Below are 20,997 nucleotides of genomic sequence, written 5' to 3'. Positions count from 1 at the left end.
AACAATCTGCGTATGCATGCAGATAAGCAATGTTCCCTCACGCCGGACAGCAGCTACGTCGAACTCGCCGTCGAGGTGTTCGCGATGCTCGCCGACGCGACGCGCATCCGCATCATCTTGGCCCTGCGCGATCAGGAGCTCTCGGTCAACCACCTCGCCGACATCGTCGACAAGCCGGCACCCGCCGTGTCGCAGCACCTCGCCAAGCTTCGGCTCGCTCGGATCGTCGTGGCGAGGCAGGAGGGCACCCGGGTGTTCTACCGTCTCGCGAACGAGCACGCCCGGCAGCTCGTGGCCGACGCCATCTATCAGGCGGAGCACTCGCTGAGCACCGACCCCGCGCACCATCGGGGCGCACACCCCGCTCCGGAGCAGACGCGGTAGTGCTCCGGGTCCTGCGGAACACCGTCTACGCCCGCCTGTTCGCCGCGCAGGTCGTCGCGCTCCTGGGCACCGGGCTCCTCACGGTGGCTCTCGGGCTGCTCGCCTTCGACATCGCCGGCGACGCGGCCGGATCGGTGCTCGGCACCGCGCTGACGATCAAGATGGTCGCCTATGTCGGCGTCGCCCCGCTGATCGCCGCCCTGGTCGATCGTCTCCCCCGCAAGGCGGTCCTCGTCACCGCGGACATCGTGCGCTTCGCGATCGCGCTGGCGCTCCCCTCCGTCGGCGAGACCTGGCAGATCTACGTGCTCGTGTTCGTGCTGCAGTCCGCCTCCGCGACCTTCACGCCCGCGTTCCAGTCGCTGATCCCCGCGGTTCTGCCCGAGCCCAGGGACTACACGCGCGCCCTGTCGCTGTCGCGACTCGCGTACGACCTCGAGGCGCTGCTCAGCCCCCTGATCGCGGGGGCGCTGCTCGTCGTGGTCACGTTCCACGATCTGTTCGCGGGCACGGCGATCGGATTCGCCCTCTCCGCGCTCCTGGTGGTGAGCACTCGCGTGCCCGGCACCGGCGACGAATCCGCCACCTCCTCCTTCTGGCAGCGCCTACCGGCCGGAGCCGCCGTGTTCGCACGGACTCCCAGCCTGCGCTTCCTGCTGCTCACGAACATGGTGGTCGCCGCCGGCACCGCGATCGTGCTGGTCGATTCCGTCGTGTACGCGCGCGCCGTGTTCGACCTCGATGACGCCGCCCTCGCCATCGCTCTCGCCTGTTACGGCATCGGATCGCTCGTGACGGCGCTGAGCATCCCCTGGCTGGTGGACCGCGCAGGGGTGATCCGCACCATGTCCATCGGGGTCGCCGTGATCGTGGCGGGGCTCCTCGCAGCAGTCGTCGTCACGGCCGTGGCCACGGCGAGCGGCGCGGGATGGGAGGCGCTCCTGGGCACCTGGGTGCTGCTGGGCATCGGCACCTCACTCGTGAACACGCCGTCATCCCGACTGCTTGCCGACGCGTCGACTCCGGCGAACCGCACGCTCGTCTACACCGCGCAGTTCGCGCTCTCCCACGCGTGCTTCCTGGTCACCTATCCGGTCGCGGGATGGCTCGGCGCACTCAGCCTGACCGGAGCAGCCGGGACGCTCTTCGGAATCGCCTTCGCCGCGGCGACCGCGGCGCTCCTGTTCTCCCGACGCCGGCTGCGCACGGCGGCCTGAGCGTCGATCAGCCGGAATACACGAGCCGGAAGCGCTCGCACAGCACCGGCATGTCCGGTGCGAAGCCGCGAGGATTCTCCGAATGCGCCCGCCAATAGCGCTCGTGCACCGTGCGCCAGTGGGCGAGCGTGCGATCACCCTCGCCTTCGGCGAAGGCGTGCTCCTCGTCGACCTCGTCGAACGGCACGGTCGCCAGCGCCGTGGTCTCGATGACGGCGCGTGGCGCTCCGGTCCCGTCGAGGATGATGCTCAGCTCACCCTCGACCGGGAGCGGGTCGCCGGTCGCGTCGTAGTCCCAGAGCGACGACGCGGTGCCGACCTTGATCCCGTCGAGGACCAGCGCGAGCAGTTCGTCGGCGTGTGCGGGCGTGGCGCCGAACGCCCACGCCTCGGGCCGGTCGGTCGGGAGCTCCGGGCAGGCCTCCCTCGCCGCACGCCAGAATCTGTCGATGTCGGTACCAGGGCTCACCTCACCAGGCTAGCCCGGAGGATCAGCGCCCCGAGACCTTGCCGAACGCCTTCGCGATCGGGGCGAGCACGAGCGGACGCGCAGCGACCCAGGCGACCGCGATCACGACGAGCGAGGCGATGAACACCCAGAATCCCGTCCACGTCGCGGCATCCTGCGCCGCGAACATGTGGTTGAGGTTCCGCAGGAAGCCGGTCAGCATCACGAGGGCGACGTGCGCGATGATGAACGCCACGAAGTAGAGCATCACCGGGAAGTGCAGGGCACGCGCCCACTCCACCGGGTACGCCTTCGACAGGCGCTCCGCCCTCTTGGGCCAGAGCCCCGACATGCGGAACCCGGTGACCGCGGCGAGCGGCGCCGCGAGGAAGACGGTGACGAAGTAGGCGAGCTGCTGCAGGCTGTTGTAGTTGTTCCAGCCGTTCTCGTGCGGCCAGTCGAACGAGATGTACTGGAGGGCCGCCGACAGCGCGTTCGGGAACACCTCCCAGCTCGTCGGCACGATCCGCACCCAGTGCCCGGTGACGAACAGCAGGACGACGAAGATCACGCCGTTGACCAACCACAGGATGTCGAGCGCCTGGTGGAACCAGAGGTTCAGGCTGATCTTGCCCTTCGGGTTATTCCGCGGGGACCAGAACACGCTCGGCCGCTTCTCGGTGCGCACCTGCAGCCCCGAGCGGATGATCAGCACGATCAGGAACATGTTGAAGAAGTGCGCCCAGTTGACCCACGGCGCGAAGCCGGGCTCGACCGGGATCGGTGGCTCGTACTCGCCAGGGAAGGCCGCCAGGAAGTCCTGCATGAACGGGAGGCTCAGCAGCGTGCGGACGAGGGCCACGGCCGCGGCCGCGAGCACGCCGAGGGCGGCGGCGCCGAACAGCGTCGCGATCGCCTGGGTCCAGGTCGGGCGCCGGCGAGCGGTCGCGGCCGCCGAGGCGGCGGCCGGGAGATGCCGCGGTGCTCGACCGTTCCAGACCGTACGGGTCCAGGGCAGCGGCGCGCTGATGTCGGCGCCGGTGGCGAGCGCGGTCCCCGGGACAGCGGCGGGCTCGGAGACGAGGGTCGCGGACGGCGCCGCCGTCTCCGGGATCGCGGAGACATCCGCCGCCACGGCCGGGGACGGAGCGGAGGTCGGACGGGCGGGCACGGTCCCCGCGGGGGGCCAGGGCTCGCCACCCGGGACTCGGGGCAGTCCGCGGCGGACGCTCTCGCCTGCGGCGGGCGTCTCGGGAGCGGGCGCCGCAGCAGGAGTCCGGGCCGGCGCGGCGGACGACGCGGCGGCAGCGGGCGCGGCAGGAGGCGCAACGGGCGCGGCGGACGCCGCGGTGGAAGGTGCGGTCTCGCCCGGCACCACGGCGGGTGCGGACGACGCCGCGGGCGCGGCCCCGACCGTAGACGGCGGCCAGGGCTCACCGCCCGGAACGCGCGGGAGACCCCGGCGGAGCGCCCGACGCGGCGCGGCGTCCGGCTGCGCAGCCTGGACGCCGGTGGCGTCCGGCGTGACCGCGGTGGGGTCGTCCTCCCCGCCCTCCGGCGTCGCAGAGACCGGCGTCGCCACCGGCGCCTCGACGGCGACGGCCGCATCGACGGTCTCGACCGTCGCATCGGCGGGCGGCCACGGCTCGCCGCCCGGCACCCGCGGAAGCCCGCGGCGCAGCACCCGCGTCGCCATGACTACTTCTTCCGCGCCTCGAGCGCGGCGATCACCTGCGGGACGATCGCGAACACGTCGCCGACGATGCCGAAGTCGGCGACGTCGAAGATGGGCGCCTCCGGGTCCTTGTTGATCGCCACGATGTTCTTCGACGTCTGCATGCCGGCGCGATGCTGAATCGCCCCGGAGATCCCGAGCGCGACATAGAGCTGCGGCGACACCGAGACCCCGGTCTGCCCGACCTGGTGGGACTGCGGGATGTAGCCCGCGTCGACCGCGGCGCGCGAGGCACCCACGGCCGCGCCGAGAGCGTCGGCGAGCTCCTCGACGAGCACGAACTTCTCCTTCGACGCGAGGCCGCGGCCACCGGAGACGACGCGGGTCGCTCCGCGCAGCTCGGGACGGGACGAGGTGGCCTCGACGGTCTCGACGGGGCCCGCCGTCGCGGCGACCGCTCCTGACGGGGTGACCGCGAGCTGCTCGATCTGCGGGGAGGCGACCGCCTCGGCCCTGGCCTCCACCGCGCCCTGCCGCACCGTGACGACGAGCGTGCCGTACGTCGCGGCCGCATCGACGAGGTACGCCCCGCCGTAGACCGAGTGGTGGGCGACGATGCCCTCGTCGTCGCGGGAGACCCCGACGGCATCCACGGCGAGAGCGCTCTTCGATCGCACCGCGAACCGGCCGGCGACATCGCGCCCGGAGATCGAGTTCGAGATGAGGACGGCTTCGGGCTGCGCCTGCACGGCGGCGGCCCGCAGCGCGTCGACGATCGGGACCGTGAGCGCCGACGGGTCGCCCTCGGCCGTGAGCACGACCGCGGCTCCGGCCGCCGCGGCCGTGGCGACCGCGGACTCGGAACCGCCGACGATCAGCGCCACCGGGGTGCCGATGCCCGCCGCCGCGCCGAGGAGTCCGGCCGCGCTGCTGGCGAGCTCGCCGGACGGGTCGACGTCGAGGAGCACGAGGATCGGGTTCTCGGGGTACGCCATGTCACACCAGCCTGTTCTGCACGAGGAACTCGACGAGCTTCTCGGCGGCATCGCCCTCGTCGGTGATCTTGACACCGGCCGCCCGCGGAGGCTTCTCGGAGACGGCGGTCATGATGGTGCGCGGAGCCGCCGCGGGGTCCGCCGACACGTCGAGGTCGGCGAGGGACAGCACCTCCAGCGGCTTCTTCTTCGCCGCCATGATCCCCTTGAAGTTCGGGAACCGGGCGTCAGGGAGCGCCTCGGTGATGGAGATCACGGCGGGCAGCGGCGCGGTCACCTGCTGGTTCCCCGCGTCCGCGCCCCGGGTGCCGGAGATGCCCTCGGCCGTGATCTCGACCGCGGAGAGGGCGGTGGCCTGCGCCCAGCCGAGGTGCTCGGCGAGCATCGCGGGCAGGACGCCACCGGCGCCGTCGGTGGACAGGTTGCCGGTGATGACGAGGTCGGGGGCGCCACGGCGGATCGCGGCGGCGAGGACCTCGGCGGTGAGTCCCAGGTCGGCGCCGACGAGCTGCTCGTCGACGATGTGGATCGCGGAGGCGGCGCCGATCGCGAGGGCCCGTCGCACCGACGCGGTCGCGCTCTCCGGCGCCATCGTGAGGGCCACGACCTCGGTGCCCTCGTTCTTGTCGGCGTAGGAGAGAGCGACCTCGAGGGCCCGTTCCGTGATCTCGTCGAGGACCACATCCCCGGCGCCGCGATCGGCGAGGCCGGTCTCCAGATTCAACGTGCGATCACCATAGGTGTCCGGCACCTCTTTGACCAGGACGAAGATCTTCATCGAATGCTCCTCACGACACGCTGAGTCTATCCGCCCGCTCTTCTATGTAGCCAAAGGCAGAGGGATCCGCAGGCTGCACCCGACATTTCGGTCACGAATGTATACATAGTCGACAGCTGCCGTCCTCGGCTCGCCGCTGGCGACCGGGGGCGCCCTCCCCCGGTACCGTAGAGACGTGGTCCGACCCCGCCCGCTTCCCGTCGACCCGCTCGCCGAGGCGAAGCGGCAGTGGATCGCGCACGGCTGGACCGAGGCCGCAGACGGCATGACGGTCGTCACGTCGGTGATGCGGGCACAGCAGCTCCTCCTCGCCCGCGTCGACGCGGCCCTCAAACCCTTCGCGCTGAGCTTCGCGCGGTACGAGGTGCTCCGGCTGCTCGCCTTCAGCCGGGCCGGACGACTGCCGCTGTCGAGCGTCGTCGCGCGCCTGCAGGTCCACGCCACCACCATCACCAGCACCGCCGAGCGGCTCGTGCGCGACGGCCTCGTGATCCGAGAACCGCACCCCCACGACGGACGCGCCGCGATGCTCGCCCTGACCGACGCCGGGCGCGACCTCGTCGAGCGCGCCACGACCGCCCTGAACGCCGACGTCTTCGCCGACCCCGGCATGAGCGAGGCCGACGCCGCGGAGCTCGTCGCCATCGTCGCCCGCCTGCGCCGTGACGCCGGCGACTTCATCGATCCGCGCCCCCTCCCCGAACCGCTCTGATGCCCCGGTTCGTGCTCGACACCGTGATCGCGGCGCCCCGCCCGGTCGTCTTCGCCGCGGCACTGGACCCCGAACTGCATCTGCAGTCCATGGCGCGCTACAGCGAGACCATGATCGAGGAGCCTGCGGGCGGCGCGTTCACCGAGGGGTCCACGGTGACCTGGCGCGCGCGGCACTTCGGCATCCCGTTCCGCCTGCGCTCCGTGGTGTTCGACATCGACGCGCCGCATCGGTTCACGGACCGTCAGATCGCCGGACCGTTCCGCGAGCTCCGGCACGAGCATGTGTTCGAGGAGCACCCGCGTGGCACCCTCATGCGGGACACCGTCGTGTTCCGGTCGCCTTTCGGGCCCCTCGGCCGCCTCGTCGACGCCCTGGTCCTGGGGCGGTACATGGAGCGGCTGATCGCGGAGCGCAACACCGCCCTCGTCGCCGCGATCGAGGACGGCGGGCGTACTCTTCCTGCATGAGCGAACTGCGCGTGCACACCGTCCTCACCGGTCGCGGTCCCGCCGCGGCGATCCTCCTCACCGACGAACAGGTGGCCTCCTTCGGCGCGGGGAAGACCTTCCCGGTCGCGGTCACGATCGGCGGCCGCACCGCCCGCCTGCGCCTGGCCCGGATGGGCGGCGAGAACATGATCGGTCTCAGCAAGGCCGCCCGCGCAGACCTCGCGGTGGAGATCGACCAGGAGGTGGACGCCGTGATCCGGCTCGACACCGCAGAGCGGACGGTCGAGGTGCCGGCCGCCCTGGCCGCCGCCCTCGACGTCGACCCCGCGGTGCGCGCGGCCTTCGACGCCCTCTCCCCCTCAGCGCGGAAGGAGCACGCCAGGGCGGTCGCCGACGCCAAGCAGGACGCGACGCGCGAGCGCCGGATCGCGAAGATCGTGGAGTCCCTGCGCGGCTGACCCGTTCACAACTCAGGAGAATTGCGGCCCACAACCACGCGCAACCGCCGAACGGCGGTTCCGCGACCGATTCTCCTGAGTTGTGAACCGCGATCAGCGGTTCTGGAAGTCCGGCGTGCGCTTCTCGCGGAAGGCCGCCATGCCCTCCTTCTGGTCGTGCGTGTCGAACAGCGCCGCGAACGCCTGCTTCTCGTGGGCGAGGCCGGCGGACAGCGTCGTCTCCATCGCCGCATCGAGCGCGGCCTTGGCGGCGTAGACCGACGGCAGCGACTTCGACGCGATCGTCTCCGCCAACGTCGTCGCCTCGGCCAGGAGTTCCGCCGCCGGGACGACGCGGGACACGAGTCCGGAGCGCTCCGCTTCCTCGGCCCCCATGAAGCGGCCGGACAGCACGAGCTCCGCGGCCTTGTAGTACCCGACCGCGCGGATGAGCCGCTGCGTGCCGCCCATGCCGGGGATCACCCCGAGGTTGATCTCCGGCTGTCCGAACTTCGCGGTGTCCGCGGCGAGGATGATGTCGCACATCATCGCCAGCTCGCAGCCGCCGCCGAGCGCGAATCCGGAGACCGCCGCGATGACCGGGGTGCGCACGGCAGCGAAGTCGTGCCAGACGCCGAAGTGGTCGGTCTCGAGCATCTCCGCCGCGGACATGCCCTCCATCTCCTTGATGTCGGCACCGGCCGCGAAGGCCTTCTCGGAGCCGGTCAGGACGATCGCCCCGATCCCGTCATCGGCATCGAAGGCCTGCGCGGCCGCGGTGACCTCCTCGGCGAGCCGGCTGTTCAGCGCGTTGAGCGCCTCCGGACGGTGGAGGGTGATCCACCCCACGCGTCCGCGCTGCTCCACCAGGATCGTCTCGTACTCGGTCATCGCTGCCGCCTTCCTGTCGTTTGTCATCCACCCTCCCCTTCGAATCGCCCGATGTGCTGCATTTCGGCCGGATTCGGCGCCAATCGCGCGATTCGAAAGCCGGGGTCAGCCGCGGATGTCGGTGATGATGCCGGAGAAGTCGCGGGCGGCGCCGTCGCCGGCGGCGTAGGCGGCGTACAGCTCCTGCGCCAGACGACCCATCCGGGCATCCGTCGAGGTCTGCTCGATGGCCTGCAGCGCGAGACCGAGGTCCTTCGCCATGAGTGCCCCCGCGAACCCCGGCTGGTAGTCCCGGTTCGCGGGGCTCGTGGGCACCGGGCCGGGGACGGGACAGTTCGTGGTGAGTGCCCAGCACTGCCCCGACGCCTGGGACACCACATCGAACAGGGCCTGATGCTCGAGCCCGAGCCGCTCGCCCAGCACGAAGGCCTCGGCGACGGCGATCTGCGACACCGCGAGCACCATGTTGTTGCAGACCTTCGCCGCCTGACCGAGCCCGGATCCGCCGCAGTGCACGATGCGCTTCCCCATGATCTCCAGCAGCGGAAGCGCCGCCGAGAAGTCGTCGTCGGAGCCCCCGACCATGAACGCCAGGGTCCCGGCCTCCGCCCCGACCACACCTCCGGAGACCGGGGCGTCGATGTGCCGATGGCCCGCGGCGAGCGCGAGCGCATGAGCGGCCCGCGCCTCGTCAACCGCGATGGTCGACGACTCGATGAACAGCGTTCCGGGGCGCGCGGCCGCCAGCAGCTCCGTGCGGTAGGCCTCGATGACGTGCTTCCCCGCCGGGAACATCGTCACCACGACCTCCGCGTCCGCCACCGCCTCCGCGCCGCTCGCGGCCACGGGGATCCCGGCCGTCCCGGCCGCCTCGATCGCCGCGGGGACGAGGTCGAAGCCGTGCACCTCGTGTCCGGCGGCGACGAGGTTCTTCGCCATCGGCAGGCCCATGTGCCCGAGCCCGAGGAAGGCCACGCGGGTCATGAGGCGCTCCGCATCGACGTCGACCCCGCGGGTCGCAGCATCTCCCGCCCCACGATGAGGCGCATGATCTCGTTCGTCCCCTCGAGGATCTGATGCACGCGGAGGTCGCGGACGATCTTCTCGATGCCGTAGTCCTGCAGGTAGCCGTAGCCGCCGTGCAGCTGGAGGGCGCGGTTGGCCACCTCGAAGCCGGCGTCGGTCGCGAAGCGCTTGGCCATCGCGCACCGCATCGTCGCGTCCGGCGCCTTCTCGTCCACTGCCTGCGCGCCGTCGCGCACCATCAGCCTCGCCGCCTGCAGGTCGGTGCGCATGTCGGCGATCGCGAAGAGGATCGACTGCTTCTCCGCCAGCGGCTCCCCGAACGCGACGCGCTCGTGCACGTACTGCACGGCCTTGTCGAGCGCTGCCTGCGCACCGCCGATCGAGCACGCCGCGATGTTGAGGCGTCCGCCGTTGAGCGCCGACATCGCGATCGCGAAGCCGCGGCCCTCGTCGCCGAGCATCGCGGACGCCGGCACCCGCACGCCGTCCATGATCACGGGACGGGTGGGCTGCGCGTGCCACCCCATCTTCTTCTCCGGGGCGCCGAAGCTCAGGTTCTCCGCGTCGCCGGGGACGAGGAAGGCGCTGATGCCCCGGGCTCCCGGCTCGCCGGTCCGCGCCATGACGACGTACACCGCGGCCTCACCGGCTCCGGAGATGAACTGCTTCACCCCGGTCAGCACGTACTCGTCGCCCTCGCGGACGGCGCTGGTCGCGATGTTCGCCGCGTCGGATCCGGCTCCCGGCTCCGTGAGGCAGTAGCCGCCGAACTCCTGCATGGCGGTCAGCGACGGCAGCCAGCGCGACCGCTGCTCGTCGTCGCCGTAGGTGTCGATCATCCACACCACCATGTTGTGGATGGAGATGTAGGCGGCCACCGCAGGGTCGGCCTTGGCGAGCTCCTCGAAGATGGCGACGGTGTCGACGCGGGTGAGCCCCGTGCCGCCGAACTCCTCGCTCACGTAGATCCCGCCGAGGCCGAGTTCGCCACCGCGCTGGAGCGACTCCCGCGGGAACAGGTGCTTCTCGTCGCGTTCGGCGGCGAACGGGGCGAGCTCCGCATCGGCGAACTCCCGCACGGCGTCGAGGATCGCCTCGCGCTCCTCGTCAGTGGTGGTGACAGTGGTCATGGTCATCGCGTGTCCTTAGTGCATGGTGGGGATCACGAAGCTCGCGCCCTCGCGGATCCCCGACGGCCAGCGGCTCGTCACGGTCTTGGTCTTCGTGTAGAAGCGGAAGGCGTCGGCGCCGTGCTGGTTGAGGTCGCCGAAGCCGCTGCGCTTCCAGCCGCCGAACGTGTAGTAGGCGATCGGCACCGGGATGGGCACGTTCACGCCCACCATCCCGACCTCCACCCGGGCGGCGAAGTCGCGGGCGGCATCGCCGTCGCGCGTGAAGATGGCGACGCCGTTGCCGTATTCGTGCTCGGAGGCCATGCGCAGCGCCTCCTCGTAGTCGGCGGCGCGGGCGATCACGAGCACCGGGCCGAAGATCTCCTCGCGGTAGATCGCCATGTCGGTGGTCACGTGGTCGAAGAGCGTCGGTCCGAGGTAGAAGCCCTCCTCGTGCCCGAGGACCGTGAAGCCGCGGCCGTCGGCGAGCAGCGTCGCGCCCTCGTCGATCCCCTGCTGGATGTAGCCCTCAACCCGCTCGACGGCTGCCCGCGTGACCAGGGGGCCGTAGTCGACATCCTTCGCCAGGGACGGCCCGACGCGCAGCTGGGCGACGCGTTCGGTGAGCTTGGCGGCGAGGGCGTCCGCGGTCTCCTCGCCGACCGGGACCGCGACGGAGATGGCCATGCACCGCTCCCCCGCGGAGCCGTAGCCGGCGCCGATGAGGGCGTCGACGGCCTGGTCGAGGTCGGCGTCGGGCATCACGATCATGTGGTTCTTCGCGCCGCCGAAGCACTGCGCCCGCTTCCCGTGCGCGGCCGCGGTGGCGTAGATGTACTCGGCGATGGGCGTGGAGCCCACGAAGCCGACCGCGCGGATCCGGTCGTCGGTGAGCAGCGTGTCCACCGCCTCCTTGTCTCCGTGCACGACGTTGAGGACACCGGCGGGCAGGCCCGCCTCGAGGAACAGCTCGGCGAGACGCACGGGCACCGAGGGGTCGCGCTCGCTCGGCTTGAGCACCACGGCGTTGCCGGCGGCGAGGGCGGGGCCGGCCTTCCACAGCGGGATCATGGCGGGAAAGTTGAAGGGCGTGATCGCCGCGACGACCCCGAGCGGCTGCCGCATCGAGTACACGTCGATGCCGGCCCCGGCACCGGTGGAGTACTCGCCCTTGAGCAGGTGCGGGGCCCCGGCGGAGAACTCGATGACCTCGAGACCCCGCTGGATGTCACCCTTGGCGTCGTCGACGGTCTTGCCGTGCTCGCTCGCGAGGAGTTCGGCGAGCGAGGTCATCTCCTGCTGCACGAGGTCGAGGAACCGCAGGAGGACGCGGGCGCGCTTCTGCGGGTTGGTCGCCGCCCACGCGGCCTGGGCCTGCTCGGCGTTCGCGATGACGCGGCGCACCTCATCCGCGGACGCGAGCGGCACCCGGGCCTGCACGGCGCCGGTGCTCGGATCGAAGACGTCGGCGAAGCGGCCGTCTTCCGGGGTGACATGCGTTCCGCCCACGAAGTGCGGGATAGTACGGGTCATTGTGCGACATCCCTCCGTGCCCTCTTTGGCACATCGGCGAGTTTACTCCGACGACCGTGAAAATACGAGGACGTCCTTGTATCTCTTGTCGTCGGGCAGACGAGTGGCCGCACGGCGCCGTTCGCCCCTCGTTCACCCGCTGGCCACCTGGGCCGATTACAACTGCAGATGCACGGCACAGACTCAGACCGGATCGGGTAGTCGCGTCTCCCGTGCACACGGTGAGCACTCTCGCTCCCGAGACCCCCGCCGAATCGGGTCGGCGGGGGTCTTCTTCTTCCCTTCGAATCGCTTGCCTTGCTCCATTTCGCCCGGGGATGGAGCACAGCGCGCGATTCGAACCGGGGCTGTGGAGACCGGACCCAGCCCGACAGCAGCGGTGGGAGCGTGGGGGCATGGGACGACGACACGAGCTTCCGGCCCGCTTCGGGGTGGACTTCGCGGTACGGACGGCGCGGCTGCACGGCGTGAGCCGCGGTCGATTGCGCGGATCCGACCGGACACTTCTTCAGCCACGAGACCGCGGCCTCGATCTGGGGAGGCCCGCTACCGCTCGCCTTCGACGACCGCGGGAGCGTCGCGACGGCGGACGACCTCGCCCTCCACGTCAGCGCGTCCGGCGGGATCCCGATCCCTCGCGCCCGCGGCGTGACCGGACACCGCACGCTGTCCAGCCTCACCTCGATCCGTTATCGGGACGGCCTCCGGGTGACCTCCCCCGCCGCGACCTGGGTCCCCCTCGGCACGCTGCCGCTCGCGGACCTGGTGGCGCTCGGCGACTACTTCTGCCGACGCTGGAGGCCGGGGGTCGGGCGGCCGGATGTCGCGTGGCAGCCCTGGGCGACGATCGATGAGCTGCGGGAGATGCTGGCGGCATCCGGCCCGGATCTGGAGCCAATCGCGCGACTCGAAGGAGAACTAGAATCGACCAGGCGCCGCGACCCTGGCGCCGTCGCCCCGCGTCCGCACCCCGACGCCGCTCACCTCGAGGACCGCACCATGTCCGCATCCGCCCCTGTGTCCGAACCCGTCACCGTCTCCATCCGCCGCGAGGTCGACCCGGAGCGCATCGCCGAGGCGACCGCGTGGGTGCAGACCGGGGTGAACCTCGCGACGAAGTACCCGGGCTTCCTCGGCTCCGGCTGGGTCCGCGCGGGCGAGGACTCGCAGGTCTGGCACATGCTCTACCGCTTCGCGAGCGAGGACGCGCTCACCGCGTGGGAGCAGTCCGGGGAACGCGCCTGGTGGCTGTCGATGGGCCAGGGCTTCGTCCGCAGCGAGAGGTCCAAGCGCCGCTCGGGCATCGAGGGCTGGTTCGACGAGCCGTCCACCGGCTCCATCCCCGTCGTCGACCCGGACGGCACGACGAGCACCGTGACCGTCGCCCCGGCGCCGCCGCGGTGGAAGCAGGCCGTCTCGATCTGGCTCGGCTTCTTCCCCGTGAACCTCGCGTTCACCTACGCCATGAGCCCGGTGCCGGGATGGGACGTCGTTCCGCTGTGGCTCCGCGTGCTCATCACCACCCTCGTGCTCACGCCGATCATGACGTACTGGGTGCTGCCGTTCGTCACGCGCTCCCTGCGGAACTGGCTCGCCCGCTAGCGGAACCGCCTTCTCAGGAGCCGGACTCCGACCCCGGGGTGACGCCCTTCTTCGCCGGTTCCACGAGCGACAGCGGATCGGCGATGTCCTCCAGCGACTTCCCGGCCGCACTGACGCCGAAGACACCGCACACGACACCGCCGAACATCATGATCGCCGCGCCGAGCACGTACCCCCAGAACAGCGGACCGCGGTCGCCCGACTCCGCGCTCGCGCCGATCAGCGCGCCGTAGAGAACCGGGGCGACCGCGCCGACGAGCTGCCCGATGGAGAACACGTAGGAGATCACCTGGCTGCGCAGCTCGAGTGGGAAGATCTCGCTCACGGTCAGGTACGCGGCGGACGCACCGGCCGAGGCGAAGAAGAACGACGCGCACCAGAACGCCGTGTGCGTGCCCGCGTTCAGCACACCCGCGTTGAAGAGGAAGGCGCTGACGAGCAGGATCAGACCCGCGAGCACATAGGTGCCGAACAGCATCCGCCGACGACCCCACGTGTCGAAGAAGTGGCCGAGGATGAGGGCGCCCGCGAGGTTGCCGACCGCGAAGACGATGAAGTACTGCGATGCGGACGCCGGCGGGGTGTCGTAGAAGTTCTCCAGCACGAGCGCGTACGTGAAGAAGATCGCGTTGTAGAGGAAGGACTGCGTCACCATCATGGTGATGCCGACGAGCGTGCGCCGCGGGTACTTCTTGAACAGCACCTTCGCGATCACGAGGAGCGGGACGCTGCCGTACTCCTTGACCGTGATGGCCTTGCTCTCGTCCACGGGCTCGATCGACTTGCCCTCCTTGCGGATGCGCTCCTCGATCTCGTCGACGTTGCGCTCCGCCTCCTCCTCGCGGCCGTGCGTCATCTGCCAGCGGGGGCTCTCCGGGATGTGCCGCCGCAGCCAGATGATGAGGATGCCGAGGATCGGACCGACGAAGAAGCTCAGCCGCCAGCCGATGTCGGCGGGGAGGAGGTCGGTGTTGAGGAAGAACATGTTGGCCACGGCACCGAGCGCCGCGCCACCCCAGTAGGTGCCGTTGATGGCGATGTCGACGCGGCCGCGGTACTTCGCGGGGATGATCTCGTCGATGGCCGAGTTGATCGCCGCGTACTCACCGCCGATTCCCGCGCCGGCGACGAAGCGCCAGATGTAGAAGAACCAGGGGGCGAACGCGAGACCGGCGACGGCCGACCCGACGAGGTACACCCCGAGCGAGAGCAGGAAGAGGTTCTTGCGGCCGAGGCGGTCGGCGAGGCGGCCGAACACGAGGGCGCCGAACACCTGGCCGAGCAGGTAGCAGGTGCCGGCGAGGCCGACCTCGGCGGGACCCATCCCCAGCGTCTGCGCGTAGCCGTTGGCCGCGACGATCTGCACCTCGAGGCCGTCGAGGATCCAGGAGAACCCGAGTCCGACGACGATCATCCAGTGGAAGCGCGACCAGGGGAGCCGGTCCATGCGCGCGGGGACGAGCGACCGGACCTCCTTGACGGTGACGTCGGACGCGGACATGGGGCCTCCTTCTCGTGGGACATGCTTTCGTCCCGGATCCGGTTTACTCCTCCCGGAAATCCGCCGCATCCGCTTGACCCGGGGGCCGTCGGCACGCTACTGCTCCGAATCGCGCGAATGGCTCCATCCCGCGGTGAGATGGAGCCATTCCGGCGATTCGAACGGAGAGGTCAGCCGGCCACGTGCCGCTCGTCGGGGCCGTCGTAGTGGGACAGCGGACGGATCAGGGCGTTCGCGCCGGCCTGCTCGATGACGTGGGCCGTCCATCCCGTCACCCGCGCCGCGACGAACAGCGGCGTGAAGGTGAGCGTGTCGAAGCCGATGAGGCTGTACGCGGGACCGGACGGGTAGTCGAGGTTCGGGTGGATGCCCTTGCGCTCGACGAACTGCGACTCCAGCGCGTCGTACAGCTCGGCGACGTCCTCCCGGCCGTAGTGCGCGACGAGGGTGTCGAGCGCGGCCTTCATGGTCGGCACCCGTGAGTCGCCGTTCTTGTAGACGCGGTGTCCGAAGCCCATGATCTTGCGCTTCTCCGCGAGAGCCTTGTCGAGCCAGGTCTCGACGGCGTCCGCCGATCCGATCTCCTTGAAGATGTGCAGCACGGCCTCGTTCGCCCCGCCGTGCAGCGGGCCCTTGAGCGCACCGATGGCCCCGACCACAGCCGAGTAGATGTCGCTGAGGGTCGAGGTGATGACCCGGGCGGTGAAGGTCGAGGCGTTGAAGGAGTGCTCGGCGTAGAGGATCATCGACCGGTTGAAGGCGTCGACCACGACGTCGTCGGCCTCTTCCCCGAACGTCATCCAGAGGAAGTTCGCCGAGTAGTCGAGGTCGTCGCGCGGAGGGATGAGCTCCTGGCCACGACGGCGACGCTGACCGTAGGCGACGATGGCCGGCAGCGCCGCGAACAGGCGGATGCTGCGCGCCAGGTTCTGCTCCGGGCTGCCACCGGCATCGAGCACCGAGCCGCCGGCCTCGGGGTCCGATGCGCCGATCAGGCTGACCGCGGTGCGCACCTCGTCCATCGGATGCGCCTCGAGAGGCACGAGATCGATGGCGGCCTTGACGTTGTCGGCCAGGGCGCGGTGCTTGCGCTCCTCCAGCCGGAACGCGGCCAGCTCGTCGCCCGTCGGCAGCTCGCCGTTCCACAGCAGGTACGCCACCGCCTCGAAGGACTGCGTGTCGGCGAGCTCCTGCACGGGATAGCCGCGGTAGAGCAGGCTGTTCGTCTCGGGGTTGACCTTCGAGATCGCCGTCGTGTCGACGACGACGCCCGCGAGGCCCTTCTTGATGTCCGGCTCGGTCATGGTCACTCCTTCGTAACGGTGAAGTTGAAGACGCCGGAGTCGAAACGGTTGTACGACTCGTAGTCGATCAGCTCGTAGAGGTCGGCGCGGTGCTGCATCTCGCCGAGCTTCGAGGTCAGGTGCCCCTCGTCGTTCAGCGTATCCAGTGCGCGGCCCGCGGCCCCCATCGAGATGCGCAGCAGCGACACCGGCCAGATCACCATCCGCACCCCGGCGTCGCGGAGACTGTCGACGGAGAACAGCTCGCTCTTGCCGAACTCGGTCATGTTCGCCAGGATCGGCACGTCCAGCGCCGCGGCCATGGCCTCGAACTCGCCGATCGTGCGCATGGCCTCGGGGAAGATCGCATCGGCTCCCGCGTCGACGAGCGCCTGGGCCCGGTCGATCGCCGCGTCCAGCCCCTCGATCGCCCGGATGTCGGTACGCGCCATGATCAGGAAGTTCTCGTCACGGCGGGCGTCGGCGGCTGCGCGGATGCGCTTGATCGCGGTGTCCTCGTCGACCACGGCCTTGCCGTCGAGGTGGCCGCAGCGCTTGGGGTTGACCTGGTCCTCGATGTGCGTTCCCGCGAGGCCAGCGTCCTCGAGCTCCTGGATCGTGCGGGCGACGTTCATCGGCTCGCCGAAGCCGGTGTCGGCGTCGACGATCGCGGGGAGGTCGGTCATCCGGGCGATCTGCTTCGCCCGCCCGGCGACCTCGGTGAGCGTGGTGAGGCCGATGTCGGGCAGGCCGAGGTCGGCGGAGAGCACGGCGCCCGAGATGTAGACCCCCTCGAACCCCTTCTGCTCGATCAGTCGGGCGCTCAGGGGGTTGAACGCGCCGGGGAAGCGCAGCAGCTCCCCGGAGGCGAGCCGTTCCCGGAACAGGCGCCGCTTCTCGGCCGGCGTCGTGGTGGAGTACAGCATCAGTTGCTCCCCTTCGATCGGTGTTCACAACTCAGGAGACCGGCGGGGGAAAGTGCCGTGTAGGCGGTCAGCCGACGCATTCCGCGCCGATTCTCCTGAGTTATGAACGGCGTGGGCATCAGAACAGACCGGCGGGCGCCGCGGCGTCGTCGAGCAGACCCGGCTTCGCGACGATCGAGAGCTCGGCGACCTCGGCGGCCGTGAGCTCGGGCAGGCGCTGCACGAGCTCCAGGAACCGCTCGATCTCAGCGGCCTCGAGCACGGGCTCCGCGAGCAGGCGGAACTTGGCGATGTAGTTCTCCCGTGCGAACGGGCGCGCACCGAGCGGGTGGGCGTCGGCGACGGCGATCTCGTCCACCACGGTCGAGCCGTCGGTGAGGAGGATCTCGACGCGGCCGCCGAAGGCCTTCTCGTCCGGGTCCTCCGAGTGATAGCGGCGCGTCCACTCGGCATCCTCGGCCGTGGTGATCTTGTGCCACAGGGCGACCGTGTCGGCCCGGCCGGCGCGCTCCGGCGTGTAGGAGTCGACGTGGTGCCAGCCGCCGTCCTGCAGCGCCACCGCGAAGATGTACGGGATCGAGTGGTCGAGCGTCTCGCGGGACGCCGTCGGGTCGTACTTCTGCGGGTCGTTCGCACCCGAGCCGATCACGTAGTGCGTGTGGTGGCTGGTGTGCAGCACGATCGAGGCGATGTTCGCGGGGTCGCGGAGCGCCGGGTTCGCCGTGCCGAGCTTGCGGGCGAGGTCGATCCACGCCTGCGCCTGGTACTCCGCGGAGTGCTCCTTCGTGTAGGAGTCGAGGATCGCGCGCTTGGGCTCGCCCGCAGCGGGCAGCGGCACCTCATAGGCGGCGTCCTTACCGTCGAGCATCCAGGCGATCACGCCGTCCTCACCTTCGTAGATCGGCGCAGGGCTGGTCTGGCCGCGCATCGCCCGGTCGACCGCTTCCACGGCCATCTTGCCGGCGAAGGCCGGGGCGTGCGCCTTCCAGGTGGAGATCTCGCCCTTGCGGCTCTGCCGGGTGGCGGTCGTGGTGTGCAGCGCCTGGCCGACCGCCTGGTAGATCGTCTCGACGTCGAGGCCGAGGAGGGTGCCGATGCCGGCGGCGGCGGACGGGCCGAGGTGCGCGACGTGGTCGATCTTGTGCTTGTGCAGGCAGATCGCGCGCACCAGGTCCATCTGGATCTCGTAGCCGGTGGCGATGCCGCGCACGAGCGCGCGGCCGTCCTTGCCGGTGTGCTGCGCGACCGCGAGGATCGGCGGGATGTTGTCGCCCGGGTGCGAGTACTCGGCGGCGAGGAACGTGTCGTGGTAGTCGAGCTCGCGCACGGCCACGCCGTTCGCCCAGGCCGCCCACTCCGGGCTGGTGCGGCGGTCGAGCGGTGTTCCGAAGAGGTTGGCGCCGGCACCACCGGTGGACACGGGGTGGCTGAACGCCTGCGCGCGGGCTGCGACGATCGGCGCACGGGTGAGGGAGGCCGCGGCGACGGACGCGTTGTCGATGATGCGGTTGATGATCATGTCGACGACGGGCTGCTCGACCTCGACCTGGTCGACCGCGACCTCGGCGATCTTCCAGGCGAGCTGGTCCTCACGGACGAGGTTCTCGGAGCTGGCGTGCACGCGGACGTGGTGGGTGACGGTCATGAGTGTCCTTCGCTGTCGGGGAGGGAGTCGAGGATGCCGGTGAGCGCGTTGTGCAGGTGCACATGCGTGGCATGGGCGGCGAGGTCGCCGTCGCGGGCGGCGAGCGCCTCGGCGATCGTGCGGTGCTCGGCCGCGGAGGCTGCGAGCCGCGCGGGCTTGTCCCGCGCCATGCGCCGCACGCGGACGAGGTGGGTGCGGACCGTGCGCAGCGCCGCGGCGATGTAGTCGTTGGCGACGGCGTCGTCGAGGGCCGCATCGAACCGCGCGATCAGCGCGTAGTACGCGTCGCGGCCCTCCGCCCTGGTGAGGTCCACGTGCGCGAACTCCGCGGCGAGCGCGGCGAACCGGTCGGCGTCGCCCCGGACGGCCGCGAGGCGGGCGGAGGTCTCCTCCAGCGCGCGGCGGATCTCGAACAGGGACCGGATGTCGTCGGCATCGAGGTCGGCGACCACGGTGACGCGGGGCGACTGCTGCACGACCAGGCCGTCGGCGGCCAGGCGACGCAGCGCCTCCCGCAGCGGGGTCCGGCTCACGCCGAGGCGCTCGGCCTGCTCCACCTCGCCGAGCACGAAACCGGCCGGCAGCTCCCCGGACTGGATGCCGTCCAGGAGCGCCGCATAGGCGCGATCACCCATGGACGTGCGCTCGACCGGGAGGACCATATCGCCAGTGTATACATAAATGGCCCCCAGCAGGCCACCTGTCTCATTCAGGCGGTGCATTCGTATACATAATCTCCGCCCAGCCGTTCCCCCATCCGGGCACATCTTCGGAGATCGCCGCGGACACGCCGCACGGCGGGGCCGGGGGCCGGCGTGTCGGCCCTGGAGTCCGAAGTTGTGCGCGGAGACGCCGCTCAGGCCGCGGGGCGGGGCTCGCCGAGCTTCACCACGACCACACCGGCGAGCACGAGCACGCCACCGACGGCCTGCAGCGGACCGGGGAGCTGGCCGAGCAGAAGCCAGCCGAAGAGCAGGGCCGCCACGACCTCGGCGAGCGCGACGAACGAGGCGAGCCGCGAGCCGAGCATCCGTGTCGAGACGATGCCGAGCACGTACGCGAGGGCCGTCGCGATCACGCCGATCGCGAGGACCGGCACGAACCACGGCACCGCGCCGAAGCGGTAGCCGACGTCGGAGGTCGTCCACGCGAAGGGCAGCACCCCGACGAGCGCGGCGAGACTCAGGCCGACGGCGCCGAGCAGCAACCCGCTCCCCGCGAGCGCGATCGGCGGTATGCCGGTGTCGGCCCGGGCGGACAGCACGAAGTAGCTCGCGGCCCCCACCATCGCACCGAGCGCCCAGAGGACACCGACGACATTCACCTGCGCGCCGGTGACGATGTCGAGCATGAGGACGAGCCCGACGAAGGCGATGCCGGCACCGAGGACGCTGCGCCGCGTGGGACGCTCTCCCCGACGCAGCCAGAGCCAGACGAGCACCGCGACCGGGGCGGTGTACTCGATGAGCAGAGCGATCCCGACGTCCATCACCGCGACCGCCTGGAAGTAGCAGAGCTGGGTGGCTGCGACGGCGAGCAGGCCGTAGGCGGCGACCATCCCCGCGTTCTGCCGGAGCGCACGCCACCGTCCCCGCAGCGCGAGAAGAGTGGGGACGAGCAGCACGAGCGCCGCGACCCACACCCGCACGGTGACGGCAGCACCTGGCGTCCACCCCGCGTCGATGAGTCCGCGCGCCCAGGCCCCGGAGGAACCGAACGCGAAAGCGGCGGCGATCGCGAGCGGGAGGCCGAGACGCACACTCGCCCGTGTGCTTATCGTGTCATCAGCCACGGTGCTCATGGGAGATGACGCTACGCCGACGGGAGTAAGCTGTCAACATGGTCTTCACCGATGACACCGAGGACGCACTCCGAGCGGCGGTCTGGCTCGCGAATTCGGCGGAAGAGCCGGACACCCTCGTGGATATCGACGACGAGAAGACCTTCCTCCAGGTGTTCCCGTACACGGGACGGGTCGACAGGGACGCGGTGGAGCTCGACGACCTCCGCGCTCTGCGCCCGCGGCTCCGTGCCATGCTGCTGGCTCCGCGCGACGAGATGGCCGCGCACGTGAACGCCGCTCTCGCGGAGGTGCGTCTGACCCCGCGGCTCGTCCGTCACGACGAGCTGGACTGGCACCTGCACGGCCTCGCCGATGAGCGCCCGCTGGCCGAACGCGTGCTCGTGGAGACGGCGATGGCTCTGATCGACGTCATCCGCACGGACGAAGGCTCTCGCCTCACCGTCTGCGCGGACGAGGCCTGCCAGGCGATCGCGCTCGACCTCTCCCGCAACCGCTCCAAACGGTACTGCTCCACGAGCTGCGCCAACCGCAACGCCGTGGCGGCCTATCGCGCCCGGCGCGCCGCCGGCTGACCCC

At 70.6% G+C, this 20,997-nt stretch carries 21 protein-coding genes; 7 read left to right on the top strand and 14 right to left on the bottom strand.

All coding sequences use genetic code 11. The features are described from left to right. Nucleotides 1-12 precede the first annotated feature (12 nt). Nucleotides 13-384: an ArsR/SmtB family transcription factor gene (locus AB0N68_RS08110; protein ID WP_292797406.1), complete on the top strand. Its 372-nt coding sequence runs from the start codon at nt 13-15 to the stop codon at nt 382-384. Continuing rightward, nucleotides 384-1,601 (top strand): MFS transporter, encoded by a 1,218-nt coding sequence (locus AB0N68_RS08105; RefSeq protein WP_292797403.1) that lies wholly within the window; start codon nt 384-386, stop codon nt 1,599-1,601. Before AB0N68_RS08110 ends, AB0N68_RS08105 begins: the two co-directional genes overlap by 1 nt. 7 nt (nt 1,602-1,608) lie before the next feature. On the opposite strand, the gene AB0N68_RS08100 is transcribed toward AB0N68_RS08105, so the two are convergent. Genes AB0N68_RS08100 through AB0N68_RS08085 form a run of 4 tightly spaced genes read right to left on the bottom strand, consistent with a single transcriptional unit; the run spans nt 1,609 to nt 5,497 of the window. Then, nucleotides 1,609-2,070 carry an ASCH domain-containing protein gene (locus AB0N68_RS08100; RefSeq protein ID WP_292797400.1) on the bottom strand — a complete coding sequence of 154 codons (462 nt, stop codon included), beginning with the start codon at nt 2,068-2,070 and terminating at the stop codon, nt 1,609-1,611. A 22-nt stretch (nt 2,071-2,092) separates the two neighbouring features. Further along, complete coding sequence (locus AB0N68_RS08095; RefSeq protein ID WP_363332475.1) at nt 2,093-3,745, bottom strand: cytochrome b/b6 domain-containing protein; 1,653 nt, start codon at nt 3,743-3,745, stop codon at nt 2,093-2,095. Between the two features lie 2 nt (nt 3,746-3,747). Then, the gene (locus AB0N68_RS08090) at nt 3,748-4,719 is read right to left on the bottom strand and encodes an electron transfer flavoprotein subunit alpha/FixB family protein (protein WP_313366531.1); all 972 of its coding nucleotides are present in this window, start codon (nt 4,717-4,719) and stop codon (nt 3,748-3,750) included. A gap of 1 nt (nt 4,720) precedes the next feature. Further along, nucleotides 4,721-5,497, bottom strand: a complete 777-nt coding sequence (locus AB0N68_RS08085) for an electron transfer flavoprotein subunit beta/FixA family protein (RefSeq protein WP_259953345.1) — start codon at nt 5,495-5,497, stop codon at nt 4,721-4,723. Between the two features lie 175 nt (nt 5,498-5,672). Here AB0N68_RS08085 and AB0N68_RS08080 point away from each other — a divergent pair, with 175 nt between their 5' ends. Genes AB0N68_RS08080 through AB0N68_RS08070 form a run of 3 tightly spaced genes read left to right on the top strand, consistent with a single transcriptional unit; the run spans nt 5,673 to nt 7,119 of the window. Beyond that, nucleotides 5,673-6,209: a MarR family winged helix-turn-helix transcriptional regulator gene (locus AB0N68_RS08080; protein ID WP_259953343.1), complete on the top strand. Its 537-nt coding sequence runs from the start codon at nt 5,673-5,675 to the stop codon at nt 6,207-6,209. Continuing rightward, nucleotides 6,209-6,679, top strand: a complete 471-nt coding sequence (locus AB0N68_RS08075) for an SRPBCC family protein (protein ID WP_187662486.1) — start codon at nt 6,209-6,211, stop codon at nt 6,677-6,679. The genes AB0N68_RS08080 and AB0N68_RS08075 overlap by 1 nt, the downstream gene beginning before the upstream one ends. Continuing rightward, on the top strand, nt 6,676-7,119 hold the full coding sequence (locus AB0N68_RS08070; protein ID WP_292795083.1) for a YdeI/OmpD-associated family protein: 444 nt from the start codon (nt 6,676-6,678) through the stop codon (nt 7,117-7,119). The genes AB0N68_RS08075 and AB0N68_RS08070 overlap by 4 nt, the downstream gene beginning before the upstream one ends. Before the next feature lie 93 nt (nt 7,120-7,212). Here the strand turns inward: AB0N68_RS08070 and AB0N68_RS08065 are convergent, their stop codons facing one another. The 4 genes from AB0N68_RS08065 to AB0N68_RS08050 form a co-directional block, all read right to left on the bottom strand. Beyond that, on the bottom strand, nt 7,213-7,989 hold the full coding sequence (locus AB0N68_RS08065; RefSeq protein ID WP_292795086.1) for an enoyl-CoA hydratase-related protein: 777 nt from the start codon (nt 7,987-7,989) through the stop codon (nt 7,213-7,215). Nucleotides 7,990-8,094: 105 nt separating this feature from the next. Next, nucleotides 8,095-8,973 carry a 3-hydroxyisobutyrate dehydrogenase gene (gene mmsB / locus AB0N68_RS08060; protein WP_292795081.1) on the bottom strand — a complete coding sequence of 293 codons (879 nt, stop codon included), beginning with the start codon at nt 8,971-8,973 and terminating at the stop codon, nt 8,095-8,097. Beyond that, a complete protein-coding gene (locus tag AB0N68_RS08055) occupies nt 8,970-10,151 on the bottom strand; it encodes an acyl-CoA dehydrogenase family protein (protein ID WP_292795079.1) in 1,182 nt (393 codons plus the stop codon). Before AB0N68_RS08055 ends, mmsB begins: the two co-directional genes overlap by 4 nt. Before the next feature lie 9 nt (nt 10,152-10,160). Then, complete coding sequence (locus AB0N68_RS08050; protein WP_292795077.1) at nt 10,161-11,660, bottom strand: CoA-acylating methylmalonate-semialdehyde dehydrogenase; 1,500 nt, start codon at nt 11,658-11,660, stop codon at nt 10,161-10,163. A gap of 1,017 nt (nt 11,661-12,677) precedes the next feature. On the opposite strand from AB0N68_RS08050, the gene AB0N68_RS08045 reads away from it, so the two are divergent. After that, the gene (locus tag AB0N68_RS08045) at nt 12,678-13,262 is read left to right on the top strand and encodes an antibiotic biosynthesis monooxygenase (protein WP_187664235.1); all 585 of its coding nucleotides are present in this window, start codon (nt 12,678-12,680) and stop codon (nt 13,260-13,262) included. Nucleotides 13,263-13,275: 13 nt separating this feature from the next. On the opposite strand, the gene AB0N68_RS08040 is transcribed toward AB0N68_RS08045, so the two are convergent. The 6 genes from AB0N68_RS08040 to AB0N68_RS08015 form a co-directional block, all read right to left on the bottom strand. Then, a complete protein-coding gene (locus tag AB0N68_RS08040) occupies nt 13,276-14,763 on the bottom strand; it encodes an MFS transporter (protein ID WP_187662492.1) in 1,488 nt (495 codons plus the stop codon). 170 nt (nt 14,764-14,933) lie between these two features. Continuing rightward, nucleotides 14,934-16,067, bottom strand: a complete 1,134-nt coding sequence (locus tag AB0N68_RS08035) for a bifunctional 2-methylcitrate synthase/citrate synthase (RefSeq protein ID WP_187662493.1) — start codon at nt 16,065-16,067, stop codon at nt 14,934-14,936. A gap of 2 nt (nt 16,068-16,069) precedes the next feature. Further along, nucleotides 16,070-16,972 carry a methylisocitrate lyase gene (prpB, locus tag AB0N68_RS08030; protein WP_187662494.1) on the bottom strand — a complete coding sequence of 301 codons (903 nt, stop codon included), beginning with the start codon at nt 16,970-16,972 and terminating at the stop codon, nt 16,070-16,072. A gap of 118 nt (nt 16,973-17,090) precedes the next feature. Next, nucleotides 17,091-18,617 carry an MmgE/PrpD family protein gene (locus AB0N68_RS08025; RefSeq protein ID WP_280565954.1) on the bottom strand — a complete coding sequence of 509 codons (1,527 nt, stop codon included), beginning with the start codon at nt 18,615-18,617 and terminating at the stop codon, nt 17,091-17,093. Further along, nucleotides 18,614-19,279, bottom strand: coding sequence for a GntR family transcriptional regulator (locus tag AB0N68_RS08020; RefSeq protein WP_187662496.1), 666 nt, complete (start codon nt 19,277-19,279; stop codon nt 18,614-18,616). Before AB0N68_RS08020 ends, AB0N68_RS08025 begins: the two co-directional genes overlap by 4 nt. Before the next feature lie 194 nt (nt 19,280-19,473). Further along, complete coding sequence (locus AB0N68_RS08015) at nt 19,474-20,418, bottom strand: EamA family transporter (RefSeq protein WP_280565956.1); 945 nt, start codon at nt 20,416-20,418, stop codon at nt 19,474-19,476. 38 nt (nt 20,419-20,456) lie between these two features. On the opposite strand from AB0N68_RS08015, the gene AB0N68_RS08010 reads away from it, so the two are divergent. Then, nucleotides 20,457-20,993: a CGNR zinc finger domain-containing protein gene (locus AB0N68_RS08010; RefSeq protein ID WP_268777061.1), complete on the top strand. Its 537-nt coding sequence runs from the start codon at nt 20,457-20,459 to the stop codon at nt 20,991-20,993. The last annotated feature ends 4 nt before the right edge of the window (nt 20,994-20,997 follow it).

Source organism: Microbacterium meiriae, assembly GCF_040685015.1.
Lineage (GTDB): Bacteria > Actinomycetota > Actinomycetes > Actinomycetales > Microbacteriaceae > Microbacterium > Microbacterium meiriae.
This window is presented reverse-complemented; position numbering and strand designations above follow the sequence as displayed.